This window comes from Marinobacter sp. DS40M6 (genome assembly GCF_028581595.1).
Taxonomy (GTDB): domain Bacteria; phylum Pseudomonadota; class Gammaproteobacteria; order Pseudomonadales; family Oleiphilaceae; genus Marinobacter; species Marinobacter salarius.
In genome coordinates this window covers 600,234-613,508 of record NZ_JAFCAE010000002.1, presented here as the reverse complement: position 1 = coordinate 613,508, position 13,275 = coordinate 600,234, and the positions used below count along the sequence as shown (strand labels likewise).

At 58.6% G+C, this 13,275-nt stretch carries 12 protein-coding genes, 1 tRNA gene and 1 pseudogene; 7 read left to right on the top strand and 7 right to left on the bottom strand.

The genetic code is table 11. The features are described from left to right. Positions 1-19: 19 nt before the first annotated feature. The 7 genes and pseudogenes from JJO78_RS06890 to fhuF all read left to right on the top strand — a co-directional run bounded on the left by JJO78_RS06890 (position 20) and on the right by fhuF (position 8,004). A complete protein-coding gene (locus JJO78_RS06890) occupies positions 20-2,200 on the top strand; it encodes a TonB-dependent siderophore receptor (protein WP_273623157.1) in 2,181 nt (726 codons plus the stop codon). A 116-nt stretch (positions 2,201-2,316) separates the two neighbouring features. After that, the gene (locus JJO78_RS06885; protein WP_407716493.1) at positions 2,317-4,323 is read left to right on the top strand and encodes an iron ABC transporter permease; all 2,007 of its coding nucleotides are present in this window, start codon (positions 2,317-2,319) and stop codon (positions 4,321-4,323) included. A gap of 8 nt (positions 4,324-4,331) precedes the next feature. Beyond that, a complete protein-coding gene (locus JJO78_RS06880; RefSeq protein ID WP_075196015.1) occupies positions 4,332-5,261 on the top strand; it encodes an iron-siderophore ABC transporter substrate-binding protein in 930 nt (309 codons plus the stop codon). 80 nt (positions 5,262-5,341) lie between these two features. Beyond that, positions 5,342-5,548, top strand: coding sequence for an MbtH family protein (locus tag JJO78_RS06875; RefSeq protein ID WP_075196014.1), 207 nt, complete (start codon positions 5,342-5,344; stop codon positions 5,546-5,548). A gap of 5 nt (positions 5,549-5,553) precedes the next feature. Beyond that, complete coding sequence (locus JJO78_RS06870) at positions 5,554-6,573, top strand: TauD/TfdA family dioxygenase (protein WP_075196013.1); 1,020 nt, start codon at positions 5,554-5,556, stop codon at positions 6,571-6,573. A 32-nt stretch (positions 6,574-6,605) separates the two neighbouring features. Beyond that, positions 6,606-7,196, top strand: a pseudogene (locus JJO78_RS06865) (GNAT family N-acetyltransferase); the annotation flags it as partial. A gap of 37 nt (positions 7,197-7,233) precedes the next feature. Then, entirely contained in the window at positions 7,234-8,004 is a 771-nt protein-coding gene (gene fhuF / locus JJO78_RS06860) for a siderophore-iron reductase FhuF (RefSeq protein ID WP_075196012.1), read from the top strand. Positions 8,005-8,053: 49 nt separating this feature from the next. Here fhuF and JJO78_RS06855 read toward each other — a convergent pair whose 3' ends face one another. The 7 genes from JJO78_RS06855 to JJO78_RS06825 form a co-directional block, all read right to left on the bottom strand. Then, entirely contained in the window at positions 8,054-8,821 is a 768-nt protein-coding gene (locus JJO78_RS06855; protein WP_075196011.1) for an ATP-binding cassette domain-containing protein, read from the bottom strand. Positions 8,822-8,879: 58 nt separating this feature from the next. Beyond that, positions 8,880-9,608: a 4'-phosphopantetheinyl transferase family protein gene (locus tag JJO78_RS06850; protein ID WP_075196010.1), complete on the bottom strand. Its 729-nt coding sequence runs from the start codon at positions 9,606-9,608 to the stop codon at positions 8,880-8,882. A 21-nt stretch (positions 9,609-9,629) separates the two neighbouring features. Then, on the bottom strand, positions 9,630-10,721 hold the full coding sequence (gene ychF, locus JJO78_RS06845; protein ID WP_075196009.1) for a redox-regulated ATPase YchF: 1,092 nt from the start codon (positions 10,719-10,721) through the stop codon (positions 9,630-9,632). A 36-nt stretch (positions 10,722-10,757) separates the two neighbouring features. Then, entirely contained in the window at positions 10,758-11,345 is a 588-nt protein-coding gene (gene pth, locus JJO78_RS06840) for an aminoacyl-tRNA hydrolase (RefSeq protein ID WP_041333474.1), read from the bottom strand. A 30-nt stretch (positions 11,346-11,375) separates the two neighbouring features. Next, positions 11,376-12,029 carry a 50S ribosomal protein L25/general stress protein Ctc gene (locus JJO78_RS06835; protein WP_036205694.1) on the bottom strand — a complete coding sequence of 218 codons (654 nt, stop codon included), beginning with the start codon at positions 12,027-12,029 and terminating at the stop codon, positions 11,376-11,378. Between the two features lie 155 nt (positions 12,030-12,184). After that, positions 12,185-13,135 (bottom strand): ribose-phosphate diphosphokinase, encoded by a 951-nt coding sequence (locus tag JJO78_RS06830; RefSeq protein WP_036205696.1) that lies wholly within the window; start codon positions 13,133-13,135, stop codon positions 12,185-12,187. Positions 13,136-13,187: 52 nt separating this feature from the next. Next, positions 13,188-13,262: transfer RNA gene (locus JJO78_RS06825), tRNA-Gln, on the bottom strand. Positions 13,263-13,275 lie beyond the last annotated feature (13 nt).

Sequence of the window (13,275 nt, the reverse complement as noted above, 5' to 3'; positions counted from 1 at the left end):
ATTCAGTAGGGAATCAGTTATGACGTTTAAGGAAAACGGCTTATCCGCCTTCCGAATCAGTCTGCTTGCGGCTGCAGTAGGCACCTCTGGCCACGCCTTTGCCCAGGACGAGAATAACGCAACGGAACTCGAGGAAATTCAGGTCACCGCTGAGAGGGAAGGGCCGCAGGGACCTGACTATGGCTACGAGGCGGAACGAAGCCTGACGGCGACCAAGACGAACACGCCGCTGGCTGAAACACCGCGGTCGGTTTCCGTTGCTACCAGGGAGCGCATCGAAGACCAGAATGCCCAGACGTTGTCCGATATTCTCTACTACATGCCGGGTGTTTCCTCGACCAAGTTCCCGGTCGGTGATGGTCTTGCCGGTGACATTTTCTATATTCGCGGTATGAACCAGCGCGACTACGGCTACGGTACCTACCGCGATGGCCTCAGGGTTCAGCCCAACGCCTACTCCACCTCGGCAGAGCCCTTCGGGCTTGAGCGGGTTGAGGTGTTCAAGGGCCCCACTTCCGTACTGTACGGTGAGAACGTGCCGGGCGGACTGGTGAACCTGGTGAGCAAGCGTCCCACTGAGACCGATCAGGGCCAGGTAAACCTGAGCTACGGCACCCATGACCGCAAACAGGTATCCGCTGATATTTCCGGTGCGATGACCGATGATGGCAAGGTGCTGGGGCGCATGGTGTTCCTGAGCCGGCGATCCGATACCCAGACCGACAGCGTGCCGGACGACCGGCTTTACTTTGCACCGTCCATGACCCTGAAACTGACCGATCAGGACACCCTGACACTGCTGGTCTCCTATCAGAAAGACGATACCGAAATTCAGTTGGGGCTACCGGCAGGCGGAACCGTGTTGGATCACCCCGCCGGTCAAATCGACCCGTCCACCAATCTTGGTCATCCGGAGTGGGATACCTTTGATCGTGAGGTCTGGTCACTGGGCTATGAATACGAGCACCAGTTCAATTCTGACCTGACCTTCCGGCAGAACGCCCGTTACCTGCGTTCCCGTGTTGAGCGCAAGGAAGTCTGGTGGGGGTTCCCTGGGGATGGGTTTGATGATTTCGTGGGTGCGTATGGCCGTGACCGGTTTAATGAGTCGCGTACCTATTCCATCGACAACCAACTGGTTGGAGATCTGCAGATCGGCGCTACCGAAAACACCTGGCTTGCCGGTGTGAGCTTTGATCGCACCAGTTTTGATCAGACCCAGGATGTCGGTTTCAGCGATATTCAATTTATCAACATCTATGACCCGGTTTGGGCCCGGATCCCGGGTACCCCGACCACCTCCAGCGACGGTGAGGAAATTCAGAACCTGGCTGGTGTTTATGCACAGGTGCAGAGTCGGGTCGGTAACCTGATCGGGCTACTGGGAGGGCGTTTTGATTACGCCGAAACTGAATTTGATAATCGTCTGCCGGGAGGCGAGGACTTCGACTTCAACGACAAGGAGTTCACATGGCAGGCCGGCCTGATGTACGAGTTTGATTTTGGCCTTTCGCCTTACCTCAGCTATTCCACTTCGTTTGTGCCAGCTCGCCAGACTACGACGGATAATGAAGCCCTGGAACCGATCACAGGTCGGCAGTATGAAGCCGGCTTCAAGTACCAGCCGCCGGGCTTGGATACGCTGGTGACCGTTTCGGCGTTTGATATTGTCAAGAAGGACGACGTCAATTATGACGGTTCCATTGGTGCCTATCGGAACGTCGGCCGTACGGAGTCCGAGGGTGTCGAGTTTGAACTCAACAGCGACATCAACGAGAACCTGAGCCTGCTGGCCACCTACACCTACACCGACGCAAAGATCGTCGAAGATGAATCCTTCCCTCGCTATGAGGGTAGGCAGGTCGTGGGCGTCCCGCGCAACCAGGCTTCGCTCTGGGCCAACTACAAATTCTTCGAGGACCTGTTGCGTGGCGTGGAAGCTGGCGTCGGTGTGCGTTATGTGGGTGAGTCCTATGCTTACCCAGATCAAGATAATCTCGCCTACCCGTCACGACTGGAGACCGACGATGTCACTCTGGTGGACCTGGCTCTGGCCTACCAATTCCTTAACGGTTGGGAGACCCGCGTGAACGTCCACAACCTGTTTGACGAGGAATACGTCGGCGAATGTAACAATGCTTCGCGTTGCTACTATGGCGCTGAGCGCACCGTTCAGGGCACGGTTTCCTATAACTGGTAGTGCCTGAGCCGGCGATGTGCTGACGGCGGCCGTGCCTTCCTGCGGCTGCCGATGCCATCGCCGGATTCTCTGCACCCTGATGAATGGATGTTGGTGTGACTGCGGTGAATCAGCAAATTGAAGGTGGCCAGGTCAAGGCGACGAACCGCCGACTGTGGCTGGCGACCGGGGCGGGAACCCTGGCCTTGATAGCCCTGCTGTTATGGCAGGGCTTTTTCCGTTATCCGATGCCGGAGGCCGGTGCCTGGTTGACCCCATGGCAGTCGTCACCGTCCCTCGATGGCCTGCTGCTCTGGTGGGCACAGTTACCCCGAGTTATTGCAGGCCTGATCGTCGGTGCGGGATTGGGTATTGCCGGCGCCCTGATGCAGTTGATTACCCGCAATCCGCTGGTGTCGCCGGATCTACTTGGTATCACGGCGGGCGCCCAGTTTGGGGTCATCCTGGGGATGATGCTGCCAGCGGCGTTTGCCCTGCCGCTGGTCTTCCTGGGTGGTCTTGTGGCCGCGATGCTGACGTTCTTTTTCGCCGGCGGCAGTCGTACGACGCCGCTGCGCCTGGTGTTGGCCGGCATGGCCATGGCACAGATCCTTTACGCCCTGTTGACGCTGTTGCTCACCCTCAATGAACGGGCGGCCTTTGTGGTGGCGATCTGGGACACCGGGTCACTCAGCCAGTTCGGTTGGGCCCGGGTGCAACTGGCACTGTCGATGGTGCCGCCATTGCTGCTCGCTCTTGCGTTGCTGCGGCGACCGCTGAACATGGCTCTGTTGGGAGATGCCCAGATGCGGGTGCTGGGGCTGTCACCCCGCATGCTTAAAACGGTGGTTATCCTGATAGGCACTCTGCTGACCGCACTGGCAATTCATATCGCCGGGCCGCTGGGGTTCATTGGTCTGGTTGCGCCGAACCTGGTGCGCTACGGATTTGGCGTACACTGGCCATCACGGTTGCTGCCGCTGGCTGCGCTTTGGGGCGGGGTCCTGACGTTGTCCGCGGATGTTGTGGTGGCTGCTGTGGCGGAGGTGATGGAACTGCCTTTGGCGACCTTGTCGGCGGTTCTTGGCGGCGTCGCGGTCATGCTGTTGTTGCGATTGACCCGCAGCCGCCAGTTTCCGGTTCAGGCAGCCCTGGGGTCAGGGGAGCCTACCGGGAAAAAGCTCTCCGCCGTCGCGATCGTGGTGATATTGACGATGATGCTGGGCGGTGGGCTGGGTTATGGCGTGCTAGGTGGCGACGCCATCAGCCTGACCATGCTATTGGCGGGGGATGGAGTGGCCTGGCAGTTGCTGGACCTGCGGTTGCCCCGGCTGATGGTGGATGCCGCCGGGGGCGCCTTGTTTGCCTCCAGTGGTCTGATTCTACAGGGAGTAACCCGCAACCCACTGGCGAGTCCCAGTGTGTTGGGGGTCAGCCAGATGTCCGCACTGGCGGTGTTGGCCGGGATCATGCTACTGCCCGAACTCGCACCGGGCTGGCGCCTGCCCTTCGCCTGGCTTGGGGCGACCGTGGCACTGACCGTCGTCATTCTGCTCAACGTTCGTCATGGTCTCGAGCCCTTGCGGCTGATTCTGGCAGGCTTCGCTCTGACCGGTGTTGCTGCGGGGCTCACCAGCCTGTTGATTGGCTTTCACTCCCTGAACATAACGCTCGCGCTGATCTGGATGGCTGGAAGCAGCTACGCCACTACCTGGGGTGATGTATGGGTGTTGTTGCCCTGGTTGTGCATCGGCCTGGTGCTGGCGATGTTGGCGCGTCGGTGGCTGGCCCTGCTGGCCCTGGGAGATGGGGTCGCGGACAGTCTGGGTGTGGGCGCCGCCCGTAAACGCCTGCTACTGCTTGTGCTGGCCAGTTTCATGATTGCTGCGGCTGTCAGTGTGCTTGGGCCGGTGGCTTTTGTTGGGCTGCTGGTGCCTCATGCTGTGCGGTTGCTGGGCTTCTATGGCTATCGGGATCGGCTGATCGTGACGCCATTGATGGGCGCGGTTTTGCTGATCCTGGCGGATGTGGGGGGGCAGCGATTGTTGTCACCGCTGGACGTGCCACTTGGTGTGATGACCGCCACCATAGGGGCGCCGATTTTCCTGGTGCTCCTGACCCGAACCTACTTTCGTAAAGCATGAGAGCCGGAATGACGTTAATTGCAGCCATTGCACTCTGCCTCGTATCTCTGGTCGCCAACGCCGAACCACCGAAGCCTATCGTGGCCGCGCAGTCAGAGACGATTCCCGACGAGCCTCTGCGGATCGTCAGTCTGGATGATCTCACCACGGAGATTCTGCTGGCGCTGGGTATACAGCCGGTGGGTGTTGCCAACCCGGACAGCTATCGCTGGCAGGGCAAGCCTCTGGCTGACAGTCTGGATGGCGTGGAATCCCTGGGAACGCCGCAACAACCCAACCTGGAACGTTTGGTCAGCCTGCAGCCGGACCTGATTCTGGGTGTGTCCAGCCTCCATGTCAGCCTATTTGACCGCCTTGACCGGCTGGCGCCCACAGTGATGTATCGGGTCTCCCTGGAAACGTCACCCCGGGATGCCGTAGACGTTGGAAAGGCGATTCTGGGGCACCTGGCGGCCCTGACAGGGAGAGAGGCTGAGGCGGAGGTGGTTGTTGCCCGGCTGGAACAGGTCCTGGATAAGGGAAGGCGGGTGGCTCGTAAAAGGGGGATGGCCGGAGAGCCCATCGCAGTGCTTTACCCATTGGCAGAGCAGGGGCTGTTTATTGTTTCGAATGAACAGACGTTGGTCGTCAGCCTGGCGAACCGGCTGGGCGGCACCAATCCCTGGCCATTGCGGGAAAGCCACACCATCCACCAGCGGATTGAAATCCACGCGCTTGCCCAGGCACCCGATGCCCATATCTTCATGATCGGCAATTTCAGTGGAGCACCGATGTTTGAATCTCCGCTCTGGCGAGCTCTGCCGGCGGCGCGGAAGCATCGCTACGGCTTCCTGGCAACCAACTACTGGTCGTTTGGTGGGCCGCTGACCGCCACCGTCATCATGAAGCAGATGATTGATGTGATGAACGGGATGGGCTCAGACAGGCCGTCGCCCTAAATTTCCGGGTGTCCCGTTCGTCTTGGAGAGTATGGGAGGGGCGGTCTGCCCCTAGAGTTACAGGTCAGGCGAGGTACGTCATGAGTTTCGATAGCGAGAGCACCATTTTTCAGGTTGTCATTAACCACGAAGAGCAATACTCCATCTGGCCGAGCTACAAACCCATTCCCGAAGGCTGGAAAGCGATAGGCGTGGAGGGGGATAAGGCCTCGTGTCTCGCGCACATCCGTGAAGCGTGGACGGATATGCGTCCCAAAAGCCTGCAGGATGCGATGGCCGGAGGTTGAAGCCGATGAATTCCATCACGGCCAGAACAGCGCCTGAGGCGTTGGCCATCGAGGACGGTGTTCCGCTCAAGGTCAGCCCGCTCACGCCGGATACCGGCCTGGAGCAGGTTGCTGGAGCAATTCGGGAGCTGGTCGAGCACCGACTGGAAAAAGACGGTGCCATCCTGTTTCGCGGCTTTTCAGCGCCCGGCGTTGAGGGCTTCCAGTCGTTTTCCGGTTCTTTTGGTCATCCGCTGCTCAGTTACGAGTTTGGTTCAACGCCCCGCAGCCAGGTGACCGGAAAAGGTGTTTATACCTCAACGGAGTATCCGGCTCACAGAAGCATTCCACTGCATAACGAGCAGGCCTATACCACCGAGTGGCCAATGCGGATCTGGTTCTATTGTGCTCGGGCGGCCGAGCAGGGCGGGGAGACCCCCATCGCGGACAGCCGAGAGGTCTATCGCCGGATCGATCCGGCCCTGCGCCGGCGTTTCAGTGAGCGGGGGCTGACTTACGTTCGCAACTATGGCAACGGCCTTGATGTGGATTGGCAACAGGTGTTCAACACCGACAGTGCCGAAGCGGTTGAGGTTTTCTGCCGACGGCAGGGTATTGACGTAACCTGGAAAGACGATGGTTGTCTGCGCACGGCTCAGCGCTGTCAGGCAGTTGCCCGTCATCCCCGTACCGGCGACAAGGTGTGGTTCAATCAGGCGCACCTGTTCCACTTGTCGGCGCTGGATGAGGAAATGCAGGCGATCCTGCTGGAAACCGTGGGCGAGGACAATCTGCCCAGAAACGTTTACTACGGCGATGGCGGCGCCATTGAGTCCTCCGCCCTGGAGGAAGTCCGGGGTGTTCTGGATGAATGTCGCGTGGTCTTCCCGTGGCGCAGTGGCGACATCCTGATGCTGGACAATATGTTGATGGCCCATGCGCGGGAACCCTTCGCCGGCCCCAGGAAAGTCGTCGTTGCAATGGCCGAGGGGCATGGGCTTTCCAGCAATCCACAGAACCCGGCGCTTCGGGAGGAGGTAACGTGAGTACAGCAGATACTTTGGAAAACCCGGGTGTTCCGATACGACCGCAAAAACCCGTTGGCGAGGTGTACCGCCGCCATGATACCCAGTTGTGCAGTTGGATTTCTTTTCGTACGTTGGATATCCGGGAAGACCTGGCGCGCTTCAATCGTTGGCAGAACTCCCCCAGGGTCGAGTATTTCTGGGAGGAGAGCGGGTCGCTGGAAGAGCATCGCAGGCATCTGGAGGTCCTCGCGAAGGACCCCCATTGCCTGCAACTGATCGGCTGTTTTGATGACGAACCGTTTGGTTTTTTCGATGTCTATTGGGCCCAGGAAGATCGTATCGGGCCCCATTGTGAGGCCGGATTGCATGATCGTGGCATCCACATGCTGGTCGGGGAGGATCACCACCGTGGCCCCCACAAAGTGGCGTGCTGGCTGCCGTCCCTGGTGCACTACCTGTTTCTGGATGAACCCCGGACACAGCGTATCGTCTCCGAACCTCGGTCCGACAACGACCGTATGATTCACCACCTTCAGAATACCGGCTTTGATCGGGTCCGGGATTTTGATTTCCCCCACAAACGAGCCGCGCTCATGTCACTTTCGCGGGAGCGCTTCTTTGAACGGTCTTCGATGTGTTAGGTTCCTTCCTCTCAAACAGCTTTACGCAGCCTGATTCATGACTATTCGTGCGCTTGCCCCCCTGTTCGTCGGGGATTTCGAACATTACCGGGACATACTGGTTCTGCCGGATGATCCGCGGCCAGCAATTCCTGTCCGGGAACTGATAACCACCGATGGCCTGGCGTGGCTGTTGGAACATTATCGCCGCTTTCAGCCAGGTGATGACAGGCGGGCATTGGTTTCCCAGTGGTCCCGCACATACTTCGTGAAGCTGATCGTGCCGACTGTGGCGGCGAACATGGTGCTGGGGCATGAGCTGCCAGTGGCACTCGACAAGCTTGAGGTGATTCTGGGGGATGACGGCTTGCCGGAAGCCTTCCGGCTACCCCATGAGGGACAGCCCTTTGCGAGCAAGCCCGAAGGGCCTTTCGAACGCTTTAAGGAGCTGCTGGACGGCAACTTCGAACCACTTATCGAGGGCTGGAACCAGCAGGTAAAGCTGTCCAGGAAGGTGTTGTGGAACAATGCCGCCAATTATGTTGAGTGGTTGGTTCATGCCATGGCTGGCCTTGGATTGCCGGCGGAGATGCTTGCTGACGGCAAACGGCTGATTGAATCAGAGCGCCGCCCGGATGGTGGCAAAAACCCGATGTTCAGCCCGGTACGCTATGTGGAACGCTCATCCGGGCCTTCGCCCCTGCGTCAGCGGCGTCAGTGTTGTATCCGTTACCGGCTGCCGGAGCTGGCGCTGTGTGAGAATTGTCCCCATATTGATAAACCGCCTAAAGGGGCCCAGCTTCCGGAAAGCCTGGTCGAGCAGGCCTGAGCAGAACAACCAATCGGTTTAAAAGCGTCAGGGTACCAAACGGCGGGGTTCAGGCGATGGCAATGTGTGCCCCATCATTATGAGGGTGAGGCATGACAGACATGGAAATACCGTAGATGGATTCCAGTGTGCTGGTGTTCATCAGCTCTTTGGGCGCACCCTGCGTCAGTAACTTTCCGCTGTGGAGTGCGACCAGGTGGTCACAGTAGGTGGCGGCCATATTGATGTCGTGCAGAACCACAACGACACCCATGTCCAGCTCCCTGCCCAGGTTGCGAACCAGAGACAGGACTTCCACCTGGTGGGCAATATCAAGTGCGGAAGTGGGTTCGTCCAGCAGCAGATACCGGGCGTTCTGGGCGATCAGCATGGCCAGCCAGACCCGCTGGCGCTCGCCCCCAGACAGTTCATCGACGTTGCGGTGGGCAAACTGTTCCGTATCCGTCAGTGCCATGGCTCGGTTCACCTGGGCCCGGTCTTCGGCGGAAAAGCGTCCGAGTGCGCCATGCCAGGGGTAGCGGCCGAAACGTATCAGATCGATAACACGCAGGCCTTCTGTCGGTGGCAGCTGTTGCGGCAGGTAAGCGATCTGCCTCGCCAGGGGTTTGTCGCCCCACGATTCCAACGGTTTACCCTCAAGGGAAACCTGGCCTGATGTCGGCGTCAGTTGGCGGGCGAGCAGTTTTACCAGCGTGGATTTTCCGGAGCCGTTGTGCCCGATCAGCCCAACCACCTGACCATGCTTAATGGTCAGGTCGATCGGATGGAGCAGGGTCTTTCCATTGATCTGCCAACTGACGGCGTCCAGTTTAAACATAGTGCCTCTGGCGGGAGATTGAGAGAAACCGTGATCCTATCTCAAATGGTAATGGTTATCAATTGTGGTGGTTGGCGGGAACCACGATCAGGCTGATCAGGCGGTCGTGCTCCTGCACGAACCGGGCTTCCAGTTCCGTATTCGTAGGCCACTGTTCGGAAAGGTGGGTGAGCAGGCGCAATCGTGCTGTGCCATCCGGGTCCCATGACAGCACTTCCGCGTGCTCGAAGTAGAAGCGCTTCTGAACCAGCGGATACAGCGCCTTGAAGAGCGTTTCCTTGAGGCAGAACACCAGAGTGATGAAATGCCCTGCATGATTGGCCAGTTCCGAACGAAACCGTGTCTGCTCTGAAGGGATCAGGATTTGCCGGCAAAGCGGCAGGGCGCGTTCATCGGGCATGATGACTTCCGCGTCCAGGCCAATTCCGGCGTAGTCCTGTTGCTGGCCGATAACCGCCGCAGCCCAACCCTGGGTGTGGGTGATCGAGCCCACGCACCCAGTTGGCCATACCGGCGCCCGGTCATCGCCGAGGGCTGGCACCACCGGTTGCCCCGTGGCGCGCAGTAAGCCTTCGCGGGCGCAGAAACGGCCAGCCAGGTATTCCGCCTGGCGTTTGGCAACAGCCCTTTCCACCGACGGTGGTGGGACGATGTCACTGATCGTAAAGTCGTCCGGTTTGAGGTTATCGGGGTCAAAGTCCAGGCTGATCAGCTCAAGCCCTGGCAACGATTGCGGCCAGGGCCACCGGTCATCCGGGGTACTGCAGCATGCGGGCACGAGGCTCACCGTCAGAACGCTCCAGCGCGGTCAGACATTGAACCGAAAGTGGACAACGTCACCGTCCTGGACGATGTATTCCTTGCCCTCAAGGCGCCACTTGCCGGCTTCCTTGGCTCCGGCTTCGCCGTTGTACTTGACGAAGTCATCGTAGCTCACCACTTCGGCGCGGATGAAGCCGCGTTCGAAGTCGGTATGGATCACGCCTGCCGCCTGTGGTGCGGTAGCGCCCACTTTCACCGTCCAGGCGCGGACTTCCTTCACCCCGGCGGTAAAGTAGGTCTGAAGGTTCAGCAGGCCATAGCCGCCGCGAATGACCCGGTCCAGGCCAGGCTCGTCCATGCCCATTTCTTCCAGGAACATGGATTTTTCGTCGTCTTCCAGTTCGGAGATTTCGGCTTCTATCTTGTTGCAGATAGGCACCACAACTGCGTTCTCGGATTCCGCAATCTTTTTCACGGTGTCCAGGTGAGGGTTATTCTCGAACCCGTCTTCGCTGACGTTGGCGATGTACATGGTTGGCTTTACGGTGAGCAGGCAGAGTTCGCGGATCAGTGCCATCTTCTCTTTGTCGAGATTCATGCTGCGAACCGGTTTGCCTTCGTTCAGCACGGGAAGCAGGGTGTCGAAGACTTCAAGCTGAGCTTTGGCCTCTTTGTCGCCGCTCTTTGCGACTCGCTGAACCCGTTTGATGGCTTTCTCGACGGTTTCCAGATCGGCCAGGGCCAGTTCTGTGTTGATGATTTCGATATCCGACGCCGGGTCAATCTTGTTGGCGACGTGAATGACGTTGTCGTCCTCGAAGCAACGCACCACATGGGCAATGGCGTCGGTCTGGCGGATGTTGGCCAGGAACTGGTTGCCCAAGCCTTCGCCTTTCGAGGCACCTTCTACCAGGCCGGCGATATCCACGAATTCCATTGTGGTTGCCACCACCTTTTCCGGCTTTACGATGTCAGCGAGCTTGTTGAGGCGGGGGTCGGGCATGGCCACGACGCCGGCGTTAGGCTCAATGGTGCAGAAGGGGAAGTTTTCCGCGCCAATACCGGATTTGGTCAGTGCGTTGAACAGGGTGGATTTGCCGACGTTGGGAAGGCCGACGATGCCGCAGTTAAATCCCATGGAATGCCTCTGCTGGTGCTGGAAAATTTGGGCGGATTATACCGGTTTGAAGCTGTGCAAGCGATTCATCGCAGCGGGAAGTTTGCCGCTGGCAGCGTCCGGCAGTACGCGAATGATTTCGTCGATCAGGGCGTTGAGTTCTTCGGTTTCCCGTTTGCCCAGGCGGCCGAGAACATAGCCTGTGACCTGGCGGCTGTCGCCGGGGTGGCCGATGCCGATGCGCAGGCGCTGGAAGTCGTTGGTGCCGAGGTGAGCAATGGTGTCCCGCAGGCCGTTGTGTCCGCCATGGCCGCCGCCTTTTTTTAGCTTGGCGGTACCCGGGGGCAGATCGAGCTCGTCGTGGGCAACCAGAATCTGTTGGGGCTGAATCTTGAAGAAGTCCGCCAGTGCCTTGATGGAGAGGCCACTGCGGTTCATATACGTGGAAGGGTTCAGCAGGTGCAGGTCGAGACCCTGAAGCTGAATTCGGGCGTAGAGCCCGTGGTATTTCTTTTCGGGGCGGAGCGACTGGCCCGTTTCACGGGCCAGTGCTTCCACGAACAGGGCACCGGCGTTGTGGCGGGTATTCGCATAGTCGGGGCCGGGGTTACCCAGTCCCACCACCATGAGGATATCCTGTGCCATCTGCCGTTGCCCTCATTCGTACAGGAGCGATTACTCCTTGTCTTCGCCTTCTTCACCCGCTTCGCCGTCTTCGCCTTCGTCAGTATCTTCTGTCTTGGCAGCGCGCGGCTTGTGGATTGCAACGACTGGCAGGTCGTGGTCTTCACCCTGCAGCAGAGCCGCAATACGAACGCCTTTCGGCAGTTTGAGGTCGCTCAGGTGAACAACCTGGTCCATCTCCACGGCAGTCATGTCGACTTCGAGGAACTCAGGCAGGTTCTGCGGCAGACAGATCACTTCTACTTCGTTGATCTGGTGGTTGGCAACGCCGCCCTGGAGCTTGATGGCCGGTGCAGTTTCTTCGTTCAGGAAGTGCAGCGGTACGTTAACGTGGATTTCGTGATCCTTGTCAACGCGCAGGAAGTCAGCGTGGGTCAGCAGCGGCTTGTACGGGTGACGCTGCAGATCCTTCAGGATCACGCTTTCTTTCTTGCCTTCCAGTTCGATGGTCAGAATGTGTGAGAAGAAGGCTTCGTTTTCCAGAGCTTTTTTCAGCTCGTTGTGCCAGATGGAAATCGAAACGGCTTCTTTCTTCCCGCCATAAATGATGGCCGGAATTTTACGCTCCTCACGACGCAGGCGGCGGCTCGCACCTCTCCCCTGATCGCCACGAGGAAATGCTTCGATAAGAAATTCCTGAGACATGGTTATAACCTCAATTTTCACCAGAGCGGCCCGCGACCAGGTCCTGAACCGGTGATATTTTCGATATGCCGGCTGTTTTCCGGCGGACTAAACAGACCGGGAGCCCACTGGGCTCCCGGTCTGGATTCTTTTCACTAAATCAGGTGGTTAGCTGATCAGGCGTTCTCAAACATCGCGCTGATGGACTCTTCGTTGCTGACGCGACGAATGGATTCCGCAAGCAGCCCAGCCATAGTGAGGATGCGGATCTTATCACAATTACGCGCTTTGTCACCCAGTGGGATGGTGTCGCAGACAACCAGTTCGTCCAATTCGGAGGCGTTGAGGTTGTCAACAGCCGGGCCTGAAAGGACGGGGTGGGTGATGTAGGCGACCACGCTGGCGGCACCATGCTCCTTAAGAGCGTTGGCGGCTTTGCAAAGCGTGCCGGCGGTGTCGATGATGTCGTCCACCAGGATACAGGTTTTGTCCTTTACATCACCGATGATGTGCATGACCTGCGACACGTTGGCCTTGGGACGGCGCTTGTCGATGATGGCGAGGTCGGCATCGTCCAGTCGCTTGGCAACGGCGCGGGCACGAACAACGCCGCCAACGTCAGGAGATACCACTACGAAGTTCTCAAAGCGCTGCTTCTCGATATCCTCAAGCATGACCGGGGTGGCGTAGATATTGTCCACCGGAATGTCGAAGAAGCCCTGGATCTGGTCGGCGTGGAGGTCAACGGTCAGGACCCTGTCAACGCCGATGCTGGAAATCATATCTGCAACCACTTTGGCACTAATGGCAACACGGGTGGAGCGAACACGGCGATCCTGGCGGGCATAGCCATAGTAGGGGATAACCGCGGTAACCCGGGTGGCGGATGCACGGCGCAGTGCGTCGGCCATCACGATCAGTTCCATCAGGTTATCGTTGGTGGGGTTGCAGGTGGGCTGAATGATGAAGACATCATGCCCGCGAACATTTTCGTTGATTTCAACGGTGGTTTCACCATCGCTGAAGGTTCCAACGGTGGCCTGGCCCATGGGAATGTGAAGTTTCTGGGCGATGGCCTTGGCAAGCTCCGGGTTGGCGTTGCCAGTAAAAATCATCAGTTTGGACACGACGGCATCCTTCTCGGTATCGGCGTTTGATTCAGAAGAAGCGGGAGAAAGGTGGCTGGGGTGGCAGGATTCGAACCTGCGCATGACGGGATCAAAACCCGTTGCCTTACCACTTGGCGACACCCCAGTATCGTGCTTTT